Below are 22,301 nucleotides of genomic sequence, written 5' to 3'. Positions count from 1 at the left end.
GCGTTCAGTACGCTGGGTGGTCGTGTCGTCCGCCCATTCGCCCAGACTGCTGCAGCGCGCTGCGGCAGTGGCTGCCGCGGTGCTGCTGGTGGCCGGCTGTGGCCTGGACTCGCACAGTGAAGGTGCGACGGTCGTCGCGCCCGACGCGGTGACCGCCGATCCGGCGCTGGTGCACACCGCATCGGGGACCGTCCGCGGGACGGTCAATCCGGACCTACGGTTCTTCGGTGGAATTCCTTATGCCGCACCACCATTGGGACCATTGCGCTTCCGGCCGCCGGCGCCCGCGCTCGCGTGGGACGGCGCGCTCGACGGCAGCAAGCCGGGCGCGCGCTGCATCCAGGATCCCAAGGGCGACCTCGAGATGGGCCGTAACACCAGCGAGGATTGCCTGACGCTCAATGTCTGGACGCCGCCGGTGCGGGCCTCCGGTGAACGTCGACCCGTGCTGGTGTGGCTGCACGGCGGCGGATTCATCAACGGCTCCAGCAGCATCTACAACTCGACTCGGCTGACCACACGCGGCGACGTCGTGGTGGTGACCGTCAACTACCGCCTCGGTGCGCTGGGTTTCCTGGCCCACCCCGCACTGGGTAGCGGTCCCGACGTCGGCAACTACGGGCTGGCCGATCAGCAGGCGGCGCTGCGCTGGGTGCGCGACAACATCGCCGCGTTCGGCGGCGATCCCGACAAGGTGACCATCGCCGGTGAATCCGCCGGCGGGATGTCGGTGTGCGACCATCTCGTCGCCCCCGACTCGGCCGGTCTCTTCCGCGGCGCCATCATCGCGAGTGGGCCGTGCCAGGCGCAGGGCGCACTACCGGAGGCCACGCGGGCGAGCCTGACCTATGCGCAGGCGGCGGGGTGCGGGGATGTGGCGGACGCCGCCGATTGTCTGCGCCGTCTGCCGGTCGACAAACTGCGAAAACCGGTGTGGTACTACGGAATCGGCGAGAACATGCTCAGCGGGCCCGTCTCCGGGACAACGCTGCTGCCGGTCGACCCGATGCGGGCCATCAGCGACGGCGCTGCGGCCCGGGTGCCGGTGATGATCGGTACCACCCGCGACGAATTCACCCTCTTCGTCGCGCTGCAGTATCTCCGCGCGGGCAAGCGGTTCCATGCCGACGCCTACCCGCGCCTCCTGGAGTCGACGTTCGGCGCCGACGCCGGCGCGGTGGCGACGCACTACCCGCTGGACCGCTACGGCGGCAGCGCGGCCGTCGCCTATTCGACGGCAGTCACCGACGCGGCGTTCGCGTGTGTGGCGGACCGCATCGGCGACGCGCTGGCTGCCGACGCACCCGTGTACGGGTACGAATTCGCCGATCCCGCGCCACCGACGCCAGATCCGCTGCGCAAGTTGCCTTTCCCGGTCGGGGCCAGTCATTCGCTCGATCTGCGGTACATCTTCAACATGGGCGGGGCGCCGCCGCCGACGCCGCCGCAGGTCGCCCTGTCGGACCAGATGATCGACTACTGGAGCTCGTTCGTCCGCGACGGCCGGCCGAGCGCCGACGGTGCGCCGGAATGGCCGCAGCTGACCGGCGACGAGCATGACAGCCGCATGTCCTTGCGCCCCGACGGAAGTCGATTGGTCACGGACTACGACCAGGTGCACCAGTGCGCGTTCTGGGGGAGTCTGCAGCACTGATGGCCACGTCGAACGTGGGGGATTCTGGTGACGTCAGCGGCGTGGCGTCTCGGCAGGTCGCACGCTCGACGCACACCGCCGGAAATTGGCTTGCCGACCAGGGCGGGTGTGCACTTCGATAGGTCGGCATGACGATGCCCGATGCCGACCGGTTCGCCCGCGAGTGGTGCGCGGCCTGGAACGCACATGACGTCGAGGCGGTCCTGGCGCATTTTCACGACGATGTCGTCTTCACCTCACCGGTCGCGGCGCGCGTGGTGCCCGAGTCCGGGGGAGTGGTGCGGGGTAAGGACGCCCTCCGGCGGTACTGGACCACCGCGCTGGCCGCGGTGCCGGAGCTGCGCTTCGAGATCGTGGCTACCTATATAGGGATGCAGGCGCTCGTCATCAACTACCGCAACCACCGCGGGCAGTTGGTCAACGAGGTGCTGATCTTCGACGGTGAGCTGGTGCGCGAAGGCCACGGCACCTACCTCGATTGGGCGGGCGTCACCCACGTCGTGATGTCGGCGTGCACGACCTCCTCGCCTCGGGCGTCGACCACCGAGACCGATACGACGACGTCGGTGCCTTTCGTCAGCGTCTCGAAGTCAGGGACGTCGACCCGCGCGTGTGCCCGCAGTGAGGTGGTGGCCTTGGCCAGGTACCGCACGTTCATGGCCTTCGGGATCCAGCGGTGGCTCGTCGGGACCGTCGCTTCCATCGCCATCCCCATTGCGGCCTCGGCGGCGTTGCAGGACGCGATCGCATGCACGGTGTGCAGATGGTTGTAGACGAAGAACCACTTCGGCACCGCCACCTCGGCGTAGCCCGGCTCCATCCTCACCACCCGGGGTAGGACCGAAGCGAAGTACGGCACCCGCACCATCGCGGCCGCGGAGAACATCAGGCTGCCGCCGGGTCGTCCGGAGAGCTGCTTCCAGGCGCGGTAGGTGGGGCTCAGTGTCGACATGGCTCTATCTTACTCAAAAGTAAGTTCAGTGCCGACGCGGATTTCGCCGGCCTGGGTGCGCCCGACTCGCACCGTTGCGCCACCAGTACAGAGTCAACAACTGGCGTGGCTGCGCATGCGTTGACTCTGTACCCAGGGCGCACTCCACTCGCACTTATGCGCCTTGGATACCGGGTCAACAGAACAGCCTCCATCAACCGCGAAACCAGAGCGGCGTCCACTCGGACAACCAGGCCCGCACCGCAGAATCACCGCAGGACCGGCGGCAGAACCCGGGCGCGCCGGACGGCTCCGCAGCGGATTTGGAGCGAGCCCGGATCTGGGGCATACTGTTCGGGTTGCCTTGCGCCGGGTTCGCCCGCTGCGGGCATACGACCGGCGCCCATCTCGGGCGCATCCGGTCCCAGCATCGCCCACGATGGAATTTCCAACGCGGACGACTGTGCGCAAAGGCGACACGCCCGAGCGCGGGGGTCGGTGAACCACAGAAACGTAAAGAGCGGCGGCATAGCCAGCGCGCGCGATCGGGTATCCCGATGCGTGCGTATTGAAGACCAGGCCCGAGCACGGGCCCGTGAAAGTTAGGTAGGAGAAGCGTGGCGGGACAGAAGATCCGCATCAGGCTCAAGGCCTACGACCACGAGGCGATTGACGCCTCGGCGCGCAAGATCGTTGAGACGGTCACCCGTACGGGGGCAAGCGTGGTCGGCCCGGTGCCGCTGCCGACCGAGAAGAACGTGTACTGCGTCATCCGGTCTCCCCATAAGTACAAGGACTCGCGGGAGCATTTCGAAATGCGTACCCACAAGCGCCTTATCGACATCCTCGACCCCACGCCGAAGACCGTTGACGCCTTGATGCGCATCGATCTGCCGGCGAGCGTCGACGTCAACATCCAGTAGGAGACCCAGAAAAATGGCACGCAAAGGCATTTTGGGCACCAAGCTGGGCATGACGCAGGTGTTCGACGAGAACAACAAAGTCGTCCCGGTCACGGTCGTGAAGGCCGGCCCCAACGTGGTGACCCGCATCCGTACCACCGAGCGCGACGGCTACAGCGCCGTGCAGCTCGCCTACGGCGAGATCAGCCCTCGCAAGGTGAACAAGCCGGTCACCGGTCAGTTCGCCGCTGCAGGCATCAACCCGCGCCGGCACCTGGCCGAGCTTCGTCTCGACGACGAGTCCGCCGCTGCTGAGTACGAGGTCGGCCAGGAGCTGACCGCCGAGATCTTCGCCGACGGCGCATACGTCGACGTGACCGGCACCAGCAAGGGCAAGGGCTTCGCCGGCACCATGAAGCGTCACGGCTTCAAGGGCCAGGGCGCCGCGCACGGTGCCCAGGCTGTGCACCGTCGTCCCGGTTCGATCGGTGGCTGCGCCACCCCGGGCCGTGTCTTCAAGGGCACCCGCATGTCCGGCCGGATGGGTAGCGACCGCGTCACCACCCAGAACCTGAAGGTTCACAAGGTCGACGCCGAGAACGGTGTGCTGCTCATCAAGGGCGCCATCCCGGGCCGCAACGGTGGACTGGTGGTTGTCCGCACCGCAGTTAAGCGAGGCGAGAAGTAATGACTCTCAAGATTGACGTCAAGACCCCGGACGGCAAGAAGGACGGCTCTGTCGAGCTGCCCGCCGCGCTGTTCGACGTCGAGCCCAACATCGCGCTGATGCACCAGGTGGTGACGGCCCAGCTGGCCGCCGCCCGCCAGGGCACGCACGCCACCAAGACCCGGGCCATGGTGTCCGGTGGTGGCAAGAAGCCGTACCGCCAGAAGGGCACCGGCCGCGCCCGTCAGGGTTCGACCCGCGCCCCGCAGTTCACCGGTGGTGGCGTCGTCCACGGCCCGCAGCCGCGTGACTACAGCCAGCGGACCCCGAAGAAGATGATCGCTGCTGCCCTGCGCAGCGCGCTGTCGGACCGGGCTCGCAACGAGCGCATCCACGCGATCACCGAACTGGTGGCCGGTCAGAACCCGTCGACCAAGAGCGCCAAGTCGTTCCTGTCGTCGCTGACCGACAACAAGAAGGTGCTCGTCGTGATCGGCCGCAGCGATGTGGTCGGCGCCAAGAGCGTCCGCAACCTGCCTGGCGTGCACGTGATCTCGCCGGATCAGCTGAACACCTACGACGTGCTCAACGCCGACGACCTGGTGTTCTCGGTGGAGGCGCTCAACGCCTACATCACCGCCAACACGAAAGAGGAGGTGTCGGCCTGATGGCTACCGTGACTGATCCTCGCGACATCATCCTGGCCCCGGTCATCTCGGAGAAGTCCTACGGACTCATCGAGGACAACACGTACACGTTCATCGTGGCGCCGGAGTCCAACAAGACGCAGATCAAGATCGCTATCGAGAAGATCTTCGACGTGAAGGTCGACTCGGTGAACACCGCGAACCGGAAGGGCAAGCGCAAGCGCACCCGCACCGGTTACGGCCAGCGCAAGAGCACCAAGCGCGCGATCGTGACCCTGTCCGCCGGCAGCAAGCCGATCGAACTGTTCGGAGCTCCGGCCTGATCGGCCGGGAGTTAAGGGATTAACTGATAATGGGAATTCGCAAGTACAAGCCGACGACCCCGGGTCGTCGCGGTTCGAGCGTCTCCGACTTCGCCGAGATCACTCGTTCGACTCCGGAGAAGTCGCTGATCCGTCCGCTGCACGGCACTGGTGGTCGTAACGCGCACGGCCGCATCACGACTCGTCACAAGGGTGGCGGTCACAAGCGTGCCTACCGCGTCATCGACTTCCGTCGCCACGACAAGGACGGTGTCAACGCCAAGGTCGCGCACATCGAGTACGACCCGAACCGCACCGCGAACATCGCGCTGCTCCACTTCGTGGACGGCGAGAAGCGCTACATCATCGCCCCCAAGGACCTCAAGCAGGGCGACGTTGTCGAGTCCGGCCCCAACGCCGACATCAAGCCGGGTAACAACCTGCCGATGCGCAACATCCCGGCCGGTACCGTCATCCACGCTGTGGAGCTGCGTCCGGGTGGTGGCGCCAAGCTGGCCCGCTCGGCCGGTGTCAGCATCCAGCTGCTCGGTAAGGAAGGCGCCTACGCCACGCTGCGTATGCCGTCGGGCGAAATCCGTCGCGTCGACGTGCGCTGCCGCGCCACCGTCGGCGAGGTCGGCAACGCCGAGCAGGCGAACATCAACTGGGGTAAGGCCGGCCGTATGCGGTGGAAGGGCAAGCGCCCGACCGTCCGTGGTGTCGTGATGAACCCGGTTGACCACCCGCACGGTGGTGGTGAGGGTAAGACCTCCGGTGGTCGTCACCCGGTGAGCCCGTGGGGCAAGCCCGAGGGCCGCACCCGCAAGCCGAACAAGCCGAGCGACAAGCTCATCGTCCGCCGCCGGCGCACCGGCAAGAAGCGCTAGGCCGGAAAGGAATAGACGATGCCTCGTAGCCTCAAGAAGGGTCCGTTCGTCGACGACCATCTGTTGAAGAAGGTCGACGCGCAGAACGAGAAGAACACCAAGCAGGTCATCAAGACCTGGTCCCGTCGGTCGACCATCATCCCCGACTTCATCGGTCACACCTTCGCCGTCCACGACGGTCGCAAGCACGTGCCGGTGTTCGTCAGCGAAGCGATGGTTGGGCACAAGCTCGGCGAGTTCGCCCCGACGCGGACCTTCAAGGGTCACATCAAGGACGACCGGAAGAGCAAGCGCCGCTAATGACTACCGTTACTGAATACCCGTCCGCGAGCGCCAAGGCGCGCTTCGTGCGTGTGTCGGCGAGCAAGGCCCGCCGGGTCATCGACCTGGTCCGTGGCAAGAGCGTCGAAGAGGCGCTCGACATCCTGCGGTGGGCACCGCAGGCTGCCAGCGAGCCGGTCGCCAAGGTGATCGCCAGCGCTGCCGCCAACGCGCAGAACAACGAGGGCCTGGACCCGACGACCCTCGTGGTCGCCACGGTCTTCGCCGACGAGGGCCCGACCGCCAAGCGCATCCGGCCGCGCGCCCAGGGGCGTGCGTACCGGATCCGCAAGCGCACCAGCCACATCACCGTGGTCGTCGAGAGCCGTCCCGCGAAGGACAAGGGCTCGAAGGCTGCTTCGGCCGGTGCCGCGCGCGCTCGTCGTGCCCAGGGCAGCAAGGCCGCCGCTGCCAAGACCGAGACGAAGGGAGGCTCGGAGTAGTGGGCCAGAAAATCAACCCGCACGGCTTCCGCCTCGGTATCACCACCGAATGGAAGTCCCGTTGGTACGCCGACAAGCAGTACGCGGACTACGTCAAGGAAGACGTCGCCATCCGCAAGCTGCTGGCCACCGGCCTGGAGCGCGCCGGCATCGCCGACGTGCAGATCGAGCGCACGCGTGACCGCGTCCGGGTGGACATCCACACCGCACGTCCGGGCATCGTCATCGGTCGCCGTGGCACCGAGGCCGACCGCATCCGCGCCGACCTGGAGAAGCTGACCGGCAAGCAGGTTCAGCTGAACATCCTCGAGGTCAAGAGCCCCGAGGGCGTGGCCCAGCTGGTGGCGCAGGGCGTCGCCGAGCAGCTGAGCAACCGTGTCGCGTTCCGTCGTGCCATGCGCAAGGCCATCCAGTCGGCCATGCGTCAGCCGAACGTCAAGGGCATCCGGGTGCAGTGCTCGGGCCGCCTCGGCGGTGCTGAGATGAGCCGCTCGGAGTTCTACCGCGAAGGTCGCGTGCCGCTTCACACGCTGCGCGCCGACATCGATTACGGCCTGTACGAGGCCAAGACCACATTCGGCCGTATCGGCGTGAAGGTGTGGATCTACAAGGGCGACATCGTCGGTGGCAAGCGTGAGCTCGCCGCCGCCGCTCCCGCCGCCGACCGTCCCCGTCGGGATCGTCCGTCCGGTACCCGTCCGCGTCGCAGCGGTTCGTCGGGCACCACGGCGACCAGCACCGAGGCCGGCCGCGCTGTGGACGTCGCTGTTGAGGCCCCCGCCGGCGATGCGCCGTCGGAAGCAACGGAGAGCTAAGCATGCTGATTCCCCGCAAGGTCAAGCACCGCAAGCAGCACCACCCGGAGCAGCGCGGTATCGCCAGCGGCGGCACCTCGGTCAGCTTCGGTGACTACGGCATCCAGGCCCTGGGCCATGCCTACATCACCAACCGGCAGATCGAGTCCGCTCGTATCGCCATCAACCGGCACATCAAGCGTGGCGGCAAGGTCTGGATCAACATCTTCCCGGACCGCCCGCTGACCAAGAAGCCTGCCGAAACCCGCATGGGTTCCGGTAAGGGTTCGCCGGAGTGGTGGGTTGCCAACGTCAAGCCGGGTCGCGTGCTCTTCGAGCTCAGCTACCCCGACGAGAAGATCGCCCGGGAGGCGCTGACCCGCGCCATCCACAAGCTGCCGATCAAGGCACGCATCGTGACTCGAGAGGAGCAGTTCTGATGGCAGTTGGAGTTACGCCTGGTGAACTGCGTGAGCTCACCGAGGAAGAGCTGACCACGCGTCTGCGCGAGTCGAAGGAAGAGCTGTTCAACCTTCGCTTCCAGATGGCCACCGGTCAGCTGTCGAACAACCGCCGGCTGCGCACCGTGCGGCAGGAGATCGCGCGGGTCTACACGATCCTGCGCGAACGTGAGTTGGGCCTGGCGTCCGGGCCGGTTGGTAAGGATTAGTCATGGCAGAAACTAAGGGCCCCAAGCACACGCCGGCCACCGAGACCGAGCGCGGTAGCCGCAAGACCGCCATCGGCTACGTGGTGTCGGACAAGATGCAGAAGACCATCGTGGTCGAGCTGGAAGATCGCAAGATGCACCCGCTCTACGGGAAGATCATCCGGACCACCAAGAAGGTCAAGGCGCACGACGAGAACGGCGACGCCGGTATCGGCGACCGCGTCTCGCTGATGGAGACCCGTCCGCTGTCGGCCAGCAAGCGCTGGCGGCTGGTCGAGGTGCTCGAGAAGGCCAAGTAGGCCTTCGCACGTGCATAGAACTGCCCCTCTCCTTCGGGAGAGGGGCAGTTTTGCATTTGGCGGGAAATTCCAGGGCGGCAATCCAATCCGGATCGGCGCCGGCTCCGAATACGGGGCATGCACACACTCGTCCTCATCGGATTCCTCGGCGGACTGATCACCGGCATCTCACCGTGCATCCTGCCCGTCCTGCCCGTGGTCCTGTTCTCCGGCACCAATCGCCGCCCCTACCTGGTGATCGCCGGACTCGTCCTGAGTTTCAGCGTGGTGACCCTCGTCGGGACCGTCGTGCTGCAACAGTTGCACCTGCCGGCCGACATCATCCGCTGGGCCGGCCTGCTGGCGCTCACGGCCATCGGTGTCGGGCTGATCTTCCCGCGCGTCGAGCGCCTGCTGGAAGCGCCGTTCGCGCGCCTGCCGCAACGTGACATTGCCGGCAGCCGTAAGGGTTTCGGCCTCGGGCTGGCACTGGGTGTGCTCTACGCCCCGTGCGCGGGACCCGTGCTGGCGGCCATCGTGGTGGCCGGGGCGACCGGCCACATCGGGCTGGACACCGTCGCGCTGACCGCGTCGTTCGCCGTCGGTACCGCACTGCCGTTGCTGCTGTTCGCTCTGGGGGGACAGCGAGTTGCCGAGCGCGTCAAGGCATTTCAGCAGCGTCAGCGGCAGGTCCGGGTTGCTGCCGGGGTGGTCACGCTGGTCGCCGCGGTGGCGTTGGCGCTGAATCTGCCCGCCACGGTGCAGCGGAAGATTCCCGACTACACCGCGACGTTGCAGGCGCGCATCGCGCCCGCCGGCGCCGGCTTGTCGAACTGTGCCGAGGGCGCGAGTGTCCTGCAGGACTGCGGTACCGCCCCGGACATCGTCGGCATCGACAGCTGGTTCAACACCCCCGGTGACGCGCCGCTCGATCTGAAAGCCTTGCGCGGCAAGGTGGTTCTCGTCGACTTCTGGACCTACACCTGTATCAACTGCCAGCGTGCGATCGAGCACGTCACCGGTTGGTATGACCGTTACAAGGACCAGGGTTTCACCGTGATCGGCGTGCACACGCCGGAATACCAGTTCGAGCACGACCGTGCCGGTGTCATCAAGGGTGCCGCCGACCTGCACATCAAATACCCGGTCGCCCTGGACAACTCATATGACACCTGGCACAACTACCAGAACCAGTACTGGCCGGCCGGCTACCTGATCGACGCCGCGGGCGTCGTGCGCCACCTCAAGTTCGGCGAGGGCGACTACGACGTCACCGAGGGCATGATCCGTGAGCTGCTCGCCCAGGCCAAGCACTGACCGATGCCGCTAGGCTGCTCGACGATGGCCGCATCGTCCGAGCATGTCCCTGATCTCGGTGCCCTGTTGCGCCGTGTCGCCGACGGGGACGACGACGCGTTCGCGTCGTTCTACGACGCGACCTGCGCCCGGGTGTTCGGCCTGATCCTGCGGGTGCTGCGGGACCCCGGCTACAGCGAGGAGACGACGCAGGAGGTGTACGCGCAGGTGTGGCGCTCGGCTTCCGCCTATGACCCTGCCGAGGGTTCGGCGCTGGCCTGGCTGATGACGCTGGCGCATCGCCGGGCGGTCGATCGGGTGCGTGCGGAGGTCGCGGGTACCCGGCGTGAATGGTACTACGGCACAACGCATCTCGAGAGGCCGTCGGACGTGGTGGCAGAGGCGGCGGTGCGGGGCGACGATCGCCGTCGGGTGGTGGGCTGCCTCGGCACGCTCACCGGCGCGCAGCGTGAGGCGATCGAGTTGGCCTATTACGACGGTCTGACGTACGTGGAGGTCTCCGAGCGGCTGTCCACGAGTCTCGGCACGGTCAAATCGCGTATGCGCGATGCGCTGCGCAAGCTGCGTGATTGTCTGGGGGAGTCATGAGCGATCCGTCGGAATTCGAACTGCTGGAGCTGGCCGTGCCGTACGCGCTCGACGCGGTCTCCGACGCCGAGCGCGCGGAGATCGACCGGCGATTGGCTGAGTCGCCCCAGCCGGTGGTGGCGGCATTCCGGGCTCAGGTGGCCGAGGCTCGGGAGACCCTCGGGACACTGTCGGACGCCACGGCCGTGCCGCCACCGGCGGCACTGCGAGATGCTGTTCTGCGCAGCAACCGGAGTCAGGTCCGCGAACATCGTTGGCGCAAAGCGGTTCTGGCGGCGGCCGCGATACTCGCCGTGGGCGGCAGCGCGTTCGCCGCGGGCTGGATGTTGCGGCCGCCGCCCGCGCCGCCGGTCGCCGAACAGGTGATCACAGCGCCGGACGTCCGCAGTGTCTCCACCGCCCTGCGTTCCGGTGGTACCGCGACCGTCGTGTACTCGCGGACGCGCGGGGACGGCATGGTGATGTTCGATGGCGCCGCGCCGCCCCCGCCGGGCATGGCGTACCAGGTGTGGCTGATGAAGGACGGTGTTCCGGTGCAGTCGGGTCCGCCGATCCGGGAGACGCGCACGGTCATGGTTTCGGACATCGGGCGGGCCACGGCGCTGGGTCTGACGGTCGAACCGGTGGAACGTGCGGCTCATACTCCGCCCGGCGACATGGTGGGACGGGTGGTGCTGCCGTAGCGCGCGTGGCGCGTCGCGAACGTCAATATCCGGGGCGCAGCCCAGCTCCCGGGTGTAATCTCCGGGCAAATCGCCGGGATCGGCGGGCACTGACCGGGACGAGGCGTCATGGCAACTGAATTCCAGGGCAAGATCAAACTCGACATCCGCGACTCGGAGCCCGACTGGGCACCCTATGCGGCACCGGTCGCACCGGCGGGCGCGCCCAATGTGCTGTACCTGGTGTGGGACGACACCGGTATCGCCACCTGGGACTGTTTCGGCGGCCTCGTCGACATGCCGGCCATGCGCCGCATCGCCGACAAGGGGGTACGGCTGTCGCAGTTCCACACCACCGCGTTGTGCTCGCCGACACGGGCGTCGCTGCTCACCGGCCGCAACGCCACCTCGGTGGGCATGGCGACCATCGAGGAGTTCACCGACGGCTTCCCGAACTGCCACGGCCGCATACCTTTTGAGACCGCGCTGCTGTCCGAGGTGCTGGCCGAGAAAGGCTGGAACACCTACTGCGTCGGCAAGTGGCATCTGACGCCGTTGGAGGAGTCGAACCTCGCGTCCACCAAACGGCACTGGCCGTTGTCACGGGGCTTCGAACGCTTCTACGGTTTCATGGGCGGCGAGACCGACCAGTGGTACCCGGAGTTGGTGTACGACAACCACCCCGTCGCCCCGCCGGCCACTCCGGAAGAGGGCTACCACCTGTCAAAAGACCTGGCGGACAAGACCATCGAGTTCATCCGCGACGCCAAGGTCATCGCGCCGGACAAGTCCTGGTTCTCCTACGTCTGCCCGGGCGCCGGGCACGCACCGCACCACGTGTTCAAGGAGTGGGCCGACAAGTACGCCGGCAGGTTCGACATGGGCTACGAGGTCTACCGCGACCTGGTGCTGGAGAACCAGAAGCGCCTCGGCATCGTGCCGCCCGACACCGAACTCTCGCCGATGAATCCGTATCTGGACGTCAAGGGGCCCAACGGTGAGCCATGGCCGCTGCAGGACACGGTGCGGCCGTGGGACGGGCTGAGCGACGACGAGAAGAAGCTGTTCGCCCGCATGGCCGAGGTGTTCGCCGGCTTCCTGTCGTACACCGATGCGCAGATCGGCCGGATTCTCGACTACCTGGAAGAGTCGGGCCAGCTGGACAACACGCTCATCGTCGTCATCTCCGACAACGGGGCCAGCGGCGAAGGCGGCCCGAACGGTTCGGTCAACGAGAACAAGTTCTTCAACGGCTACATCGACACCGTCGAAGAGAGTATGCGGTACTTCGACACGCTGGGCTCGCCGGACACCTACAACCACTACCCGATCGGCTGGGCGATGGCCTTCAACACGCCCTACAAGCTGTTCAAGCGCTACGCCTCTCATGAGGGCGGCATCGCCGACACCGCAATCATCAGCTGGCCCAACGGAATCGCCGCACACGGCGAGGTCCGCGACAACTACGTCAACGTCGCCGACATCACCCCGACGGTCTACGACCTGTTGGGCATCGAGCCGCCGACCGAGGTGCGGGGGGTGCCGCAGCGGCCACTGGAAGGTGTGAGTTTCAAAGCGGCCCTGGCAGACTCGGCGGCCGACACCGGTAAGACGACGCAGTTCTACGCGATGCTCGGCACACGTGGCATCTGGCACGACGGCTGGTTCGCCAACACGGTGCACGCCGCCACGCCGTCGGGGTGGTCGCACTTCGACAAGGACCGCTGGGAGCTGTTCCACATCGAAGCCGACCGCAGTCAGTGCCACGACCTCGCCGCCGAGAATCCAGCGAAACTCGCGGAAATGCAAGAACTCTGGTTCTCCGAGGCCGCCAAGTACAACGGCCTGCCGCTGGCCGACCTCAACGTGTTCGAGACGCTGTTGCGCGACCGCCCCTACCTGATGCGGGACCGGCAGACCTTCACCTACTACCCGGATTCGGCCGAGGTGGGTATCGGTGCCGCCGTCGAACTGCGGGGTCAGTCGTTCTCGGTGCTGGCTGAGGTCGACGTCGAATCGGCCGCTGCCGCCGGGGTGCTCTTCAAGCAGGGCGCCGGTCACGGTGGACATGTGCTGTTCGTCCAGGATGGCCGGCTGCAGTACGTCTACAACTTCATGGGCGAGGACGAACAATGGGTGTCCGCACTCGATCCATTGCCCTTGGGGCGGCACGTTTTCGGCGTCCACTATGACCGTACCGGCACTGTCGAAGGCAGTCACACGCCGCTCGGCACCGTCGAACTGCGCATCGACGATGCGGTGGTGGCGGCCCGCCCCGACGTCCGCGCGCACCCCGGCACTTTCGGGCTCGCCGGTGGCGGTGTCGCGGTCGGGCGCAATGCGGGCCAGCCGGTGTCGAACCGCTACCGGGCCCCGTATCCCTTCGTCGGCGGCACCATCGCCAAAGTCGTCGTCGACATCTCCGGTACGCCGTATCTTGACGTCGAACAGGAGCTGGCCAAGGCGTTCTGCAAGGACTAGGGGACTGCGATGAGCGGAACGATCATGCGGTGCGCCGTCGGGCTGTCGGCGGCGCTGCTGCTGGCAGCCTGTGGTGGCAAGACCGACGAGAAGCCTTCCGATACAACGAAATCCGGCGGCACCACGACGACGGCCGCCAGTTCGCCGGTGGCGTCCGCCACGTCGTCGACGGCGGCGTCCGGGTCGAAGATGCCCGACCTGCCGGCCTACGGCGTGGTCGAGACGACGAAACGGCCGGTCTCGGCGGGCGAGCAGGTCTGTGACCCGCCGGGCCCGCCCGCCCAGACCATGACCGCAGTCACCGGGGCCCCCGGCGCGCCGACCGTCGTCGTCGCGGTGCCCGATGGATTCAGCCCGGGGGCACCGGCTTCCGGTGACGTCGCGCTGAACCTGACCGGCCCCGACGGCCTGACCGGCACCGTGAAGATCAGCCCGACACCGCTCGATGCCGGGGCCGCGTTCCAGCAGTACGCCGATGCGCGCACCGCGGGCCACGAGTTCAACAGCGTCAGCATCCTGCCCGACGAATTGTGCGGTTACAGCGGGCAGAAGTTGATGGGCGTCCTCGCCGACAAGCCGGGCTCCGGCAGCGATTACGCGGACCGCATCGTGCACGTGTGGACCAACAACGGGGACTACCTCGTTGCGCTGCAGTTGCAGGGACCCGCCGGTTCGAAAGGGCTGGACGCGGCGAAGCCGGTTCTGCTGGGGGACTTCGGTATTCGGCTGGGTTGAGCGGCGCTCATCATTCGGGATTGGTCAAGCGGGCCAACACGATTCCGCCGACGATCATCGACAGCGCCACCGCACGACCGGCGTTGAGTGGGTCCTTGTGGACCAGCACCCCGATGGCGATGGCCCCGGCGGCGCCGATGCCGGTGAAAACCGCATAGGCGGTGCCGACCGGCAGGGTCCGCATCGCCAAGGACAACAGATACACCGACAACGCGCCGACCAGCACGCAGACGATCGTCGGCAGCAGGCGGGTGAACCCGTCGGTCGGTTTGATGCTCTGGGACCAGGCGATCTCCACACCGCCGGCCAGAGCGAGGATGAGCCAGCTCATTTCGCGTACTCCGCGGCCAACGCGCGTGCCGTGCCCAGCGCGGCCGTCAGGGAGGCGTCGTGCCCGGCCCGGAACTGGGCGAGCGTGGGATCGACGCGGGAGTTGGCCAGTTCGGCGTTGATGAACACGGTGTCGGTGACGGCGAAATGCCCGGCGAAGAAGTCACGCAGGAACCTCTCCTGATAGTCGAAGGCCGCCTTGGGTGAGCCCGGCGAGTAGGCGCCGCCCCTGGCGGTGGCGACCACGAATCGGCGGGGGGCCAACGACATTCGCGGAAACGTCACCTGGTCCAGCCAGGCCTTCAGGGCGGCCGGAATCGAGTAGTTGTACATCGGTGTGCCGATCAGCACGACGTCGGCTGACCGCAATTCGGCCAGCAGCGGTTCGACTATGGCCCAGGCCGCGGTTTGGGCGGGGGTGCGTGCCAAACCAGCCAGCTCGTCGAGGTCGGTGACGCCGGCAGCCAGTGCGGCATCGCAGATCTCGGTCCAGCCGGCGTCGATGAACGGCACCGGATCGGCCGCCACGTCGCGGTAGCGGTAGGTGCCGTCGGGCGCCGCAGTGCGCCAGGCCTGCACGAACTCGGCGCTGAGCTGCCTGCTGATCGATGGGTTCCGGGCGCTGGCGTCCAGGTGAAGCAACGTGGTCATGACCATCCTCTCAGAAGTGGACATTGTGTCCGGATTGATGATGCAACTAACCGGACATTGTGTCCACTTATTCCCGGGGTGAGCTATTGTGCGGTGGTGGACATCGGTCGGGACCTGCTCGGCGACGACGCGGGCACTGCGGGCGGCGGCGCCGAGCGGGCTGACGCAGCGCGTAACCGAGCCCGGATTCTGGCCGCGGCCGCGGAGGTCTTCGCCGGTCGTGACCCACGCAGCGTCACGATGGAACACATCGCCACCGCGGCCGGTGTCGGGCGCGGCACGCTGTATCGGCGCTACCCGAACACCGCGGCCATCGCTGTTGCACTGCTCGACGAACATGAGCGCGCCCTGCAGCGTCAACTGATCTCGGGAGCTCCACCGCTGGGGCCGGGAGCCGCACCGGCCGAACGGCTTTCGGCGTTCTATGCCGCCATGGTCGACCTTCTCGACCAGCACGTGGATCTCGCGCTCGGCGCCGAGATCGGTGGCGCCCGCTACCGCACCGGGGCCTACGGCTTCTGGGCCGCGCACGTGCGCGCCCTGCTGGTGCAGGCTGATGTGCCCGAGCCGGACGCGCTGGTGGACGTTCTGTTGGCGCCGTTGGCCGCCGAGAACTTCCTGCATCAACGCCAACGTGGCCTGTCCGTCGCGCAGATCAGTGGCGCGCTGACGCGGCTGGCGCACGCGATCCTCGGCTGACCTCCTTCTGGTCGTCCCTGGCAAAGAGATTCAGCGCGAGCAGATCCCTGTGCAGTCGGCGCGGCGCCCGCAACGATGAGCCCACATCGGGTGACGGGAGAGGCGTGATGACTGAGACCGAGGCGACGCAGAGCTGGGTGAGCCGCGTCGGGACTGATTGGTGGGCAACGATTTTGGGCCTGGCCGTGACCGCGCTCGCGGTGGCCGGCGTCCTGCCGAAGATCGGCTGGTGACGATGACCGTCGAAGCGGCTGATACCGCCGACCACATCGAATCGGGCGACCACACCGAATCCACGGGCGCCCGTCGGTTCCTCGACTACATCCCGGGCCTGCTGCTCCTCGTGGCGGTGGGCCTGGCCGGCAAATACGCCCAGATCGGCTGGCTGGCGCTGGCCAAGCACCAGCACTGGCGGGTGCCCGACATCGAATACGTGCTGTGGGCCATCGTCTTCGGGTTGATCATCACCAATACCGTTGGCCTGCACCGGATTTTCCGCCCTGGTGTCGCCACGTACGAATTCTGGCTGAAGATCGGCATCGTCCTGCTGGGTGCGCGGTTCGTCCTCGGTGACGTCCTCAAGCTCGGCGCCACGAGCCTGGTGCAGATCCTGATCGACATGACCGTCGCCGGCGCCATCATCATCGCCGCGGCCCGGTGGTTCGGTCTGTCCGGCAAGCTCGGCTCGCTGCTGGCCATCGGGACATCGATCTGCGGGGTGTCGGCGATCATCGCGGCCAAGGGCGCCATCCGGGCCCGCAACTCCGACGTCAGCTACGCGATCGCATCGATCCTGGCGCTCGGCGCCGTCGCACTGTTCGTGCTGCCGCCGCTGGGTCACGCCATCGGGCTGACCGACCACGAGTTCGGGTTGTGGGCCGGTCTCGCCGTCGACAACACCGCCGAGACCACCGCCACCGGCTACCTCTTCTCCGACGAGGCCGGCAAGACCGCCGTCCTGGTGAAGTCGGTCCGCAACGCGCTGATCGGATTCGTCGTCCTCGGCTTCGCGATCTACTGGGCCGCCAGGGGAGAGGCCGACGCCGTCGCGCCGGGACTCAAGGCCAAGGCCGCGTTCGTCTGGCAGAAGTTCCCGAAGTTCGTGCTCGGCTTCCTGGCGGTCTCGGCCGTCGTCACCGCGGGGTTGTTGAGCAAGGGGCAGATCGCGAACCTGGCCGCAGTCTCCAAGTGGGCCTTCCTGTTGACCTTCGCCGGCGTCGGCCTCTCCACCGACTTCCGGCAGATCGCGCGCACCGGCTGGCGCCCACTCGTCGTCGCGGTGATCGGCCTGGTCGTGGTGGCGACGGTGTCACTGGCACTGGTGCTGCTGACGTCGCGCGTTCTGGGCTGGGGCATCGGGGGCTGACACCGGGCTGTCCGAGACCGACGTGATGGTCGCTGCCGCACTGTCCGAGACCATCACGTACATCTGGCTGCTGGTGAACTGACCGCGGACGGTCGTCGCGCGCGAGCGTGCCCGAAATGCGCGCCTGGGGCGGTGTGTCGGTGTGCAAACACTCAGTGTCATTCTCGAGTTGCCGCTGTTGCGGTGGTTGGGTTACTTCTCACCTGGTATTTGGCTCTTGCAAACACTGCCGCCTGCGGGCTGGCATTCGGCCGTTGTGCCGATACCAGGCGGGAAGGACCGACCGGCGTGACTTGATAGGAGCGTGGCACCGCCCCCACTGAGATGTGTCCTGCCGGCCGGCCCGACCTTCGCCTCATCCACCTCTGATGAAAGAAGGCACCGTTCATGGTCGTCGTTGGAACCGATGTCCACAAGCGCACCCACACCTTTGTTGCGGTCGACGAGGTCGGCCGCAAGCTCGGTGAGAAGGTCGTCAAAGCCACCACCATCGGACACCACAAGGCGTTGGCCTGGGCCCGCGAGCAGTTCGGGGAAGAATTGCTGTGGGGTATCGAGGACTGTCGCAACCTGTCAGCTCGCCTGGAGCGCGATCTGCTCACCGCCGGCCAGTCCGTGGTACGGGTGGCCCCCAAACTCATGTCGCAGGCCCGGGCCTCGGCACGGACCCGCGGTAAGTCCGATCCCATCGATGCGCTGGCCGTCGCTCAGGCTGTGCTGCGCAATCCTGATCTGCCCGTCGCCTCTCATGATCAGAGTTCGCGCGAACTGAAACTATTGATTGATCGTCGTGAAGACCTTGTGGCACAACGCACTTCGACGATCAACCGGCTACGTCAACGGATCCACGAACTCGACCCCGCGGCTGAACCCAAACCGGGCTCACTACACCGCACCAAGGCCTGCACCGCGCTCGCAAAATGGCTCGACACCCAGCACGGCCTGCTGGCCGAGTTGGCCCGCGATGAACTCGCCGACGTCATGCGCCTGACCGAGGCCATCAACACCCTGGCCGCACGCATCGGCGAACGCGTCCAAAAAATCGCCCCGACGCTACTGACGGTGCCCGGATGCGGTGAACTGACCGCCGCCAAGATCATCGCCGAAACCGCCGGCATCAGCCACTTCCGCAGCGAAGCCGCCTTCAGCCGCCACAACGGCACCGCACCGATCCCAGTCTGGTCGGGCAACACCGCCGGACGCGTCCGCTTGAACCGGTCCGGCAACCGCCAACTCAACGCGGCCTTACACCGCATCGCCATCACCCAGCTGCGCATCCCCGGCAGCGCCGGCCAGCAGTACTACCGCGGTCGCATCGCCGACGGCAAGGCCACCAAAGAAGCCCTACGATGCCTCAAACGCCACCTCAGCCGAACCGTATACCGCAGCCTCCACACCGACCTGCACCTCAACCGATCACACCAAAAACCCGAAACACCACTCGCTGCTTGACATAGGAGCAATGGACGCTCGCGGGGATTTGAGCAGCGATTTGGAGCGTTATGGCTGCTCGCCTACTATGTAGGGGTTGCCCAGGGCAGACCCCGGTCACACGCCGACTCTGCGTGCCCTTGGACAACAAGACCGCGCACGCCCAGGTCGGTATCTGGCGTGCATACAAACCCCAGGTCAGGAGATCGAGTGATTCAGCAGGAATCGCGACTCAAGGTCGCCGACAACACGGGCGCAAAGGAAATCCTTTGCATCCGCGTGCTCGGTGGCTCGTCGCGGCGCTACGCCGGCATCGGCGACATCATCGTGGCGACCGTCAAGGACGCCATCCCCGGCGGCAACGTCAAGCGTGGTGACGTGGTCAAGGCCGTCGTCGTGCGCACCGTCAAGGAGCGCCGCCGGCCGGACGGCAGCTACATCAAGTTCGACGAGAACGCCGCCGTCATCATCAAGAACGACAATGACCCCCGCGGTACCCGCATCTTCGGGCCGGTCGGTCGCGAACTGCGCGAGAAGAAGTTCATGAAGATCGTCTCGCTGGCCCCGGAGGTTTTGTGATGAAGGTGCACAAGGGCGACACCGTGCTGGTCATCGCCGGCAAGGACAAGGGTGCCAAGGGCAAGGTCATCGAGGCCTACCCGACCCGCAACAAGGTGCTCGTTGAGGGCGTCAACCGGATCAAGAAGCACACCGCGCAGTCTCAGAACGAGCGTGGTGCATCGTCGGGTGGCATCGTCACCCAGGAGGCGCCGATCCACGTTTCGAACGTGATGGTGGTCGACTCCGACGGTAACGCGACCCGCATCGGCTACCGCGTCGATGAGGAGAGCGGCAAGAAGGTCCGTATCTCCAAGCGCAATGGCAAGGACATCTGAGATGACCACTGTGGAAAACACTCAGCCCCGGCTGAAGACGCGTTACCGCGAAGAGATCCGCGACGCGCTCAACAACGAATTCAATTACGCCAACGTCATGCAGATCCCCGGCGTGGTCAAGGTTGTCGTCAACATGGGTGTCGGTGACGCCGCCCGCGACGCCAAGCTGATCAACGGCGCGGTCAACGACCTGACGCTGATCACCGGTCAGAAGCCGGAAATCCGCAAGGCCCGCAAGTCCATCGCGCAGTTCAAGCTGCGTGAGGGCATGCCGATCGGCTGCCGCGTCACCCTGCGTGGCGACCGCATGTGGGAGTTCCTGGACCGTCTGATCTCCATCGCACTGCCCCGTATCCGCGACTTCCGCGGTCTGTCGGCCAAGCAGTTCGACGGCAGCGGCAACTACACCTTCGGCCTCAACGAGCAGTCGATGTTCCACGAGATCGACGTCGACTCGATCGACCGCCCCCGTGGCATGGACATCACGGTCGTCACCTCGGCCACCACTGACGACGAAGGCCGTGCGTTGCTGCGGGCCCTGGGCTTCCCGTTCAAGGAGAACTGACAATGGCAAAGAAGGCTCTGGTCAACAAGGCCAACAAGAAGCCGAAGTTCGCGGTGCGTGGCTACACCCGCTGCAACAAGTGCGGTCGCCCGCACTCGGTGTTCCGCAAGTTCGGCCTGTGCCGAATCTGCCTGCGGGAGATGGCCCACGCCGGCGAGCTGCCCGGCGTGCAGAAGTCCAGCTGGTGACTCTGCCCGTCTCATGACGCTGTAGAAAGCCGCCCCGGTCCTCGTGACCGGGGCGGCTTTTTCGTTCGCGCAGCGGTGCGCATCGGTAGCGGCTCGTCGAGCGTGCACACAGATCGTCCAGAACGGCGGATCCACGCGCTCTTTGCACATTCGTGGCGATGTGTGGCGAGGCGACTTCGCGAGCGTGCACAGAGATCGTCAAAAGTGCCGTTCGGGCGATCTGTCTGCACATTCGTGGACGCCAAACCCTTGAGTAGCACGGATTTGGCCCTGAGCTGCGCATTGTCTACACTGGGCAGGTTGCCATGGGCGTTTTCGTCCGATGGCCGATCGGTATGTGCCTTCTGAAACTGGATTGCACTACTGATGCACGACCCCTGACCGACCTCGGTCAGATAAGGGAAAACACTTCGTAGCAGGCCCACGATGTGACGTGCCGAGCCACCGCAAGGTGGGACCGACACGGGCGTGATGCATGGGAACCGCAGCGAGAAAGGTTGATCAACGCTGTCATGACAATGACGGATCCGATCGCAGACTTCTTGACACGTCTGCGCAACGCCAACTCGGCGTACCACGACGAGGTGACCCTGCCCCACTCGAAGATCAAGGCGAACATCGCCGAGATCCTCAAGAAGGAGGGTTACATCACCGACTACCGCACCGAGGACGCCCGCGTGGGCAAGAGCCTCGTTGTTTCCCTCAAGTACGGCCCGAGCCGCGAGCGCAGCATCGCCGGCCTCCGCCGGGTGTCCAAGCCCGGTCTGCGGGTGTACGCGAAATCCACCAACCTGCCGCGGGTTCTGGGTGGCCTGGGCGTGGCGATCATCTCCACGTCCTCCGGCCTGCTCACCGACCGCCAGGCAGCTCGACAGGGCGTGGGCGGCGAAGTCCTCGCTTACGTCTGGTAGGGGGCAGAGAACATGTCGCGTATTGGAAAGCAGCCGGTTGTCATTCCGGCCGGCGTCGATGTGACCATCGACGGCCAGAACATCGCCGTGAAGGGCCCCAAGGGCACCCTGGCACTCGATGTTGCCGAGCCCATCGAGGTGTCGCGCAACGACGAAGGTGCCGTCGTGGTCACCCGTCCGAACGACGAGCGTCGTAACCGCTCGCTGCACGGACTGTCCCGCACCCTGATCGCCAACCTGGTGACCGGTGTGACGCAGGGCTACACCACCAAGATGGAAATCTTCGGCGTCGGTTACCGCGTGCAGGCCAAGGGCTCGAACCTGGAGTTCGCGCTCGGCTACAGCCACCCGGTGCTGATCGAGGCCCCCGAGGGCATCACGTTCGCAGTCGAGACCCCGACGAAGTTCTCGGTGTCCGGCATCGACAAGCAGAAAGTCGGCCAGATCTCGGCAGTCATCCGCCGCCTGCGTCGCCCCGACCCGTACAAGGGCAAGGGCATTCGCTACGAGGGTGAGCAGATCCGCCGCAAGGTCGGAAAGACAGGTAAGTAGCAATGGCCAACACTGAGACTGACAAGCGTAAGCCGTTGGGCCAGAACATCTCTGAGACCCGTCGGGTGGCGCGTCTGCGTCGTCACGCCCGTCTGCGCAAGAAGGTCGCCGGCACCGCCGAGCGTCCGCGTCTGATGGTCAACCGCTCCTCGCGGCACATCCACGTCCAGGTGATCGACGACCTGACCGGCACCACGCTGGCCGCCGCGTCGTCCATCGAGGCCGACGTGCGTGCCGTCGACGGTGACAAGAAGGCCGTCAGCACCCGCGTGGGTCAGCTGATCGCCGAGCGTGCCAAGGCTGCCGGCATCTCCGAGGTCGTCTTCGACCGCGGTGGCTACAGCTACGGCGGCCGGATCGCCGCGCTCGCCGACGCCGCTCGTGAAAGCGGGTTGACGTTCTAATGACTTACTTGAAGATGACCGGAAGGACT

30 protein-coding genes and 2 pseudogenes are annotated in these 22,301 nt (G+C 66.3%); 29 read left to right on the top strand and 3 right to left on the bottom strand.

Features of this window, described 5'->3' with window-relative positions; all coding sequences use genetic code 11:
* The first annotated feature begins 16 nt into the window (after nt 1-16).
* A complete protein-coding gene (locus tag ACZ5IQ_RS23355) occupies nt 17-1,654 on the top strand; it encodes a carboxylesterase/lipase family protein (RefSeq protein WP_464480363.1) in 1,638 nt (545 codons plus the stop codon).
* A gap of 128 nt (nt 1,655-1,782) precedes the next feature.
* A pseudogene (locus ACZ5IQ_RS23350) lies at nt 1,783-2,130 on the top strand (nuclear transport factor 2 family protein); the annotation flags it as partial.
* Here ACZ5IQ_RS23350 and ACZ5IQ_RS23345 read toward each other — a convergent pair.
* A complete protein-coding gene (locus ACZ5IQ_RS23345) occupies nt 2,124-2,606 on the bottom strand; it encodes a hotdog fold domain-containing protein (protein WP_464480362.1) in 483 nt (160 codons plus the stop codon). The pseudogene ACZ5IQ_RS23350 and the gene ACZ5IQ_RS23345 overlap by 7 nt on opposite strands.
* A 596-nt stretch (nt 2,607-3,202) precedes the next feature.
* Between ACZ5IQ_RS23345 and rpsJ the strand changes: the two genes are divergently transcribed.
* From rpsJ to ACZ5IQ_RS23265, 16 genes and pseudogenes are all read left to right on the top strand, one after another.
* Nucleotides 3,203-3,508: a 30S ribosomal protein S10 gene (rpsJ, locus tag ACZ5IQ_RS23340; protein ID WP_003883485.1), complete on the top strand. Its 306-nt coding sequence runs from the start codon at nt 3,203-3,205 to the stop codon at nt 3,506-3,508.
* A 13-nt stretch (nt 3,509-3,521) separates the two neighbouring features.
* Nucleotides 3,522-4,175 carry a 50S ribosomal protein L3 gene (gene rplC / locus ACZ5IQ_RS23335; RefSeq protein WP_073696999.1) on the top strand — a complete coding sequence of 218 codons (654 nt, stop codon included), beginning with the start codon at nt 3,522-3,524 and terminating at the stop codon, nt 4,173-4,175.
* Nucleotides 4,175-4,822, top strand: coding sequence for a 50S ribosomal protein L4 (gene rplD / locus ACZ5IQ_RS23330; protein WP_061002787.1), 648 nt, complete (start codon nt 4,175-4,177; stop codon nt 4,820-4,822). Before rplC ends, rplD begins: the two co-directional genes overlap by 1 nt.
* Complete coding sequence (gene rplW / locus ACZ5IQ_RS23325) at nt 4,822-5,124, top strand: 50S ribosomal protein L23 (RefSeq protein WP_029119743.1); 303 nt, start codon at nt 4,822-4,824, stop codon at nt 5,122-5,124. The genes rplD and rplW overlap by 1 nt, the downstream gene beginning before the upstream one ends.
* Nucleotides 5,125-5,153: 29 nt before the next feature.
* On the top strand, nt 5,154-5,990 hold the full coding sequence (gene rplB, locus ACZ5IQ_RS23320) for a 50S ribosomal protein L2 (protein WP_061002785.1): 837 nt from the start codon (nt 5,154-5,156) through the stop codon (nt 5,988-5,990).
* An 18-nt stretch (nt 5,991-6,008) separates the two neighbouring features.
* Nucleotides 6,009-6,290 (top strand): 30S ribosomal protein S19, encoded by a 282-nt coding sequence (rpsS, locus tag ACZ5IQ_RS23315; RefSeq protein WP_020101403.1) that lies wholly within the window; start codon nt 6,009-6,011, stop codon nt 6,288-6,290.
* The gene (rplV, locus tag ACZ5IQ_RS23310) at nt 6,290-6,754 is read left to right on the top strand and encodes a 50S ribosomal protein L22 (RefSeq protein WP_212806912.1); all 465 of its coding nucleotides are present in this window, start codon (nt 6,290-6,292) and stop codon (nt 6,752-6,754) included. The genes rpsS and rplV overlap by 1 nt, the downstream gene beginning before the upstream one ends.
* Nucleotides 6,754-7,569: a 30S ribosomal protein S3 gene (gene rpsC, locus ACZ5IQ_RS23305; protein ID WP_061002779.1), complete on the top strand. Its 816-nt coding sequence runs from the start codon at nt 6,754-6,756 to the stop codon at nt 7,567-7,569. The genes rplV and rpsC overlap by 1 nt, the downstream gene beginning before the upstream one ends.
* Before the next feature lie 2 nt (nt 7,570-7,571).
* Nucleotides 7,572-7,988, top strand: a complete 417-nt coding sequence (gene rplP, locus ACZ5IQ_RS23300; protein ID WP_020101406.1) for a 50S ribosomal protein L16 — start codon at nt 7,572-7,574, stop codon at nt 7,986-7,988.
* Nucleotides 7,988-8,218 carry a 50S ribosomal protein L29 gene (gene rpmC / locus ACZ5IQ_RS23295; protein ID WP_061002778.1) on the top strand — a complete coding sequence of 77 codons (231 nt, stop codon included), beginning with the start codon at nt 7,988-7,990 and terminating at the stop codon, nt 8,216-8,218. Before rplP ends, rpmC begins: the two co-directional genes overlap by 1 nt.
* 2 nt (nt 8,219-8,220) lie before the next feature.
* On the top strand, nt 8,221-8,517 hold the full coding sequence (gene rpsQ / locus ACZ5IQ_RS23290; protein WP_212806911.1) for a 30S ribosomal protein S17: 297 nt from the start codon (nt 8,221-8,223) through the stop codon (nt 8,515-8,517).
* A 117-nt stretch (nt 8,518-8,634) separates the two neighbouring features.
* A pseudogene (locus ACZ5IQ_RS23285) lies at nt 8,635-9,798 on the top strand (cytochrome c biogenesis protein/redoxin); the annotation flags it as partial.
* Between the two features lie 39 nt (nt 9,799-9,837).
* Entirely contained in the window at nt 9,838-10,401 is a 564-nt protein-coding gene (gene sigK / locus ACZ5IQ_RS23280; RefSeq protein ID WP_464480361.1) for an ECF RNA polymerase sigma factor SigK, read from the top strand.
* Nucleotides 10,398-11,084, top strand: coding sequence for an anti-sigma factor (locus ACZ5IQ_RS23275; protein ID WP_464480360.1), 687 nt, complete (start codon nt 10,398-10,400; stop codon nt 11,082-11,084). Before sigK ends, ACZ5IQ_RS23275 begins: the two co-directional genes overlap by 4 nt.
* Nucleotides 11,085-11,192: 108 nt before the next feature.
* A complete protein-coding gene (locus ACZ5IQ_RS23270; RefSeq protein ID WP_464480359.1) occupies nt 11,193-13,544 on the top strand; it encodes an arylsulfatase in 2,352 nt (783 codons plus the stop codon).
* A gap of 9 nt (nt 13,545-13,553) precedes the next feature.
* Nucleotides 13,554-14,279, top strand: a complete 726-nt coding sequence (locus ACZ5IQ_RS23265; protein WP_464480358.1) for a hypothetical protein — start codon at nt 13,554-13,556, stop codon at nt 14,277-14,279.
* A gap of 10 nt (nt 14,280-14,289) precedes the next feature.
* Here the strand turns inward: ACZ5IQ_RS23265 and ACZ5IQ_RS23260 are convergent, their stop codons facing one another.
* Nucleotides 14,290-14,610, bottom strand: a complete 321-nt coding sequence (locus ACZ5IQ_RS23260) for a DMT family transporter (protein WP_464480357.1) — start codon at nt 14,608-14,610, stop codon at nt 14,290-14,292.
* Nucleotides 14,607-15,260, bottom strand: coding sequence for an FMN-dependent NADH-azoreductase (locus ACZ5IQ_RS23255; RefSeq protein ID WP_464480356.1), 654 nt, complete (start codon nt 15,258-15,260; stop codon nt 14,607-14,609). The genes ACZ5IQ_RS23260 and ACZ5IQ_RS23255 overlap by 4 nt, the downstream gene beginning before the upstream one ends.
* 96 nt (nt 15,261-15,356) lie before the next feature.
* On the opposite strand from ACZ5IQ_RS23255, the gene ACZ5IQ_RS23250 reads away from it, so the two are divergent.
* The 11 genes from ACZ5IQ_RS23250 (at nt 15,357) to rplR (ending at nt 22,272) form a co-directional block, all read left to right on the top strand.
* Nucleotides 15,357-15,959 (top strand): TetR/AcrR family transcriptional regulator, encoded by a 603-nt coding sequence (locus ACZ5IQ_RS23250; RefSeq protein ID WP_464480355.1) that lies wholly within the window; start codon nt 15,357-15,359, stop codon nt 15,957-15,959.
* Nucleotides 15,960-16,066: 107 nt separating this feature from the next.
* Nucleotides 16,067-16,192, top strand: coding sequence for a hypothetical protein (locus tag ACZ5IQ_RS23245; RefSeq protein ID WP_464480354.1), 126 nt, complete (start codon nt 16,067-16,069; stop codon nt 16,190-16,192).
* 2 nt (nt 16,193-16,194) lie between these two features.
* Nucleotides 16,195-17,325 (top strand): YeiH family protein, encoded by a 1,131-nt coding sequence (locus tag ACZ5IQ_RS23240; RefSeq protein ID WP_406774395.1) that lies wholly within the window; start codon nt 16,195-16,197, stop codon nt 17,323-17,325.
* A 387-nt stretch (nt 17,326-17,712) separates the two neighbouring features.
* On the top strand, nt 17,713-18,777 hold the full coding sequence (locus ACZ5IQ_RS23235) for an IS110 family RNA-guided transposase (RefSeq protein ID WP_406801914.1): 1,065 nt from the start codon (nt 17,713-17,715) through the stop codon (nt 18,775-18,777).
* A gap of 189 nt (nt 18,778-18,966) precedes the next feature.
* Nucleotides 18,967-19,335, top strand: a complete 369-nt coding sequence (rplN, locus tag ACZ5IQ_RS23230; protein WP_020101420.1) for a 50S ribosomal protein L14 — start codon at nt 18,967-18,969, stop codon at nt 19,333-19,335.
* Nucleotides 19,335-19,652, top strand: a complete 318-nt coding sequence (rplX, locus tag ACZ5IQ_RS23225; RefSeq protein WP_020101421.1) for a 50S ribosomal protein L24 — start codon at nt 19,335-19,337, stop codon at nt 19,650-19,652. The genes rplN and rplX overlap by 1 nt, the downstream gene beginning before the upstream one ends.
* Before the next feature lies 1 nt (nt 19,653).
* Nucleotides 19,654-20,217, top strand: coding sequence for a 50S ribosomal protein L5 (gene rplE, locus ACZ5IQ_RS23220; protein ID WP_020101422.1), 564 nt, complete (start codon nt 19,654-19,656; stop codon nt 20,215-20,217).
* A gap of 2 nt (nt 20,218-20,219) precedes the next feature.
* Complete coding sequence (locus ACZ5IQ_RS23215; protein WP_005197641.1) at nt 20,220-20,405, top strand: type Z 30S ribosomal protein S14; 186 nt, start codon at nt 20,220-20,222, stop codon at nt 20,403-20,405.
* Nucleotides 20,406-20,917: 512 nt separating this feature from the next.
* Nucleotides 20,918-21,316 carry a 30S ribosomal protein S8 gene (rpsH, locus tag ACZ5IQ_RS23210; RefSeq protein WP_020101424.1) on the top strand — a complete coding sequence of 133 codons (399 nt, stop codon included), beginning with the start codon at nt 20,918-20,920 and terminating at the stop codon, nt 21,314-21,316.
* Nucleotides 21,317-21,328: 12 nt separating this feature from the next.
* The gene (gene rplF, locus ACZ5IQ_RS23205; RefSeq protein WP_226519478.1) at nt 21,329-21,868 is read left to right on the top strand and encodes a 50S ribosomal protein L6; all 540 of its coding nucleotides are present in this window, start codon (nt 21,329-21,331) and stop codon (nt 21,866-21,868) included.
* A gap of 2 nt (nt 21,869-21,870) precedes the next feature.
* On the top strand, nt 21,871-22,272 hold the full coding sequence (gene rplR / locus ACZ5IQ_RS23200) for a 50S ribosomal protein L18 (RefSeq protein WP_020101426.1): 402 nt from the start codon (nt 21,871-21,873) through the stop codon (nt 22,270-22,272).
* Nucleotides 22,273-22,301: the final 29 nt, after the last annotated feature.

It is taken from the genome of Mycobacterium toneyamaense, assembly GCF_055384815.1.
Note: the sequence above shows the minus strand (reverse complement) of the source record. Positions and strands in the feature narration are given on the sequence as shown.

Coding starts and splice junctions, on each gene's coding strand:
- ACZ5IQ_RS23345 (WP_464480362.1), bottom strand. CDS start 2,606: ATGTCGACACTGAGCCCCACCTACCGCGCCTGGAAGCAGCTCTCCGGA.
- rplC (WP_073696999.1), top strand. CDS start 3,522: ATGGCACGCAAAGGCATTTTGGGCACCAAGCTGGGCATGACGCAGGTG.
- rplD (WP_061002787.1), top strand. CDS start 4,175: ATGACTCTCAAGATTGACGTCAAGACCCCGGACGGCAAGAAGGACGGC.
- rplW (WP_029119743.1), top strand. CDS start 4,822: ATGGCTACCGTGACTGATCCTCGCGACATCATCCTGGCCCCGGTCATC.
- rplB (WP_061002785.1), top strand. CDS start 5,154: ATGGGAATTCGCAAGTACAAGCCGACGACCCCGGGTCGTCGCGGTTCG.
- rpsS (WP_020101403.1), top strand. CDS start 6,009: ATGCCTCGTAGCCTCAAGAAGGGTCCGTTCGTCGACGACCATCTGTTG.
- rplV (WP_212806912.1), top strand. CDS start 6,290: ATGACTACCGTTACTGAATACCCGTCCGCGAGCGCCAAGGCGCGCTTC.
- rplP (WP_020101406.1), top strand. CDS start 7,572: ATGCTGATTCCCCGCAAGGTCAAGCACCGCAAGCAGCACCACCCGGAG.
- rpmC (WP_061002778.1), top strand. CDS start 7,988: ATGGCAGTTGGAGTTACGCCTGGTGAACTGCGTGAGCTCACCGAGGAA.
- rpsQ (WP_212806911.1), top strand. CDS start 8,221: ATGGCAGAAACTAAGGGCCCCAAGCACACGCCGGCCACCGAGACCGAG.
- sigK (WP_464480361.1), top strand. CDS start 9,838: ATGGCCGCATCGTCCGAGCATGTCCCTGATCTCGGTGCCCTGTTGCGC.
- ACZ5IQ_RS23275 (WP_464480360.1), top strand. CDS start 10,398: ATGAGCGATCCGTCGGAATTCGAACTGCTGGAGCTGGCCGTGCCGTAC.
- ACZ5IQ_RS23270 (WP_464480359.1), top strand. CDS start 11,193: ATGGCAACTGAATTCCAGGGCAAGATCAAACTCGACATCCGCGACTCG.
- ACZ5IQ_RS23265 (WP_464480358.1), top strand. CDS start 13,554: ATGAGCGGAACGATCATGCGGTGCGCCGTCGGGCTGTCGGCGGCGCTG.
- ACZ5IQ_RS23260 (WP_464480357.1), bottom strand. CDS start 14,610: ATGAGCTGGCTCATCCTCGCTCTGGCCGGCGGTGTGGAGATCGCCTGG.
- ACZ5IQ_RS23255 (WP_464480356.1), bottom strand. CDS start 15,260: ATGACCACGTTGCTTCACCTGGACGCCAGCGCCCGGAACCCATCGATC.
- ACZ5IQ_RS23245 (WP_464480354.1), top strand. CDS start 16,067: ATGACTGAGACCGAGGCGACGCAGAGCTGGGTGAGCCGCGTCGGGACT.
- ACZ5IQ_RS23240 (WP_406774395.1), top strand. CDS start 16,195: ATGACCGTCGAAGCGGCTGATACCGCCGACCACATCGAATCGGGCGAC.
- ACZ5IQ_RS23235 (WP_406801914.1), top strand. CDS start 17,713: ATGGTCGTCGTTGGAACCGATGTCCACAAGCGCACCCACACCTTTGTT.
- rplX (WP_020101421.1), top strand. CDS start 19,335: ATGAAGGTGCACAAGGGCGACACCGTGCTGGTCATCGCCGGCAAGGAC.
- rplE (WP_020101422.1), top strand. CDS start 19,654: ATGACCACTGTGGAAAACACTCAGCCCCGGCTGAAGACGCGTTACCGC.
- ACZ5IQ_RS23215 (WP_005197641.1), top strand. CDS start 20,220: ATGGCAAAGAAGGCTCTGGTCAACAAGGCCAACAAGAAGCCGAAGTTC.
- rpsH (WP_020101424.1), top strand. CDS start 20,918: ATGACAATGACGGATCCGATCGCAGACTTCTTGACACGTCTGCGCAAC.
- rplF (WP_226519478.1), top strand. CDS start 21,329: ATGTCGCGTATTGGAAAGCAGCCGGTTGTCATTCCGGCCGGCGTCGAT.
- rplR (WP_020101426.1), top strand. CDS start 21,871: ATGGCCAACACTGAGACTGACAAGCGTAAGCCGTTGGGCCAGAACATC.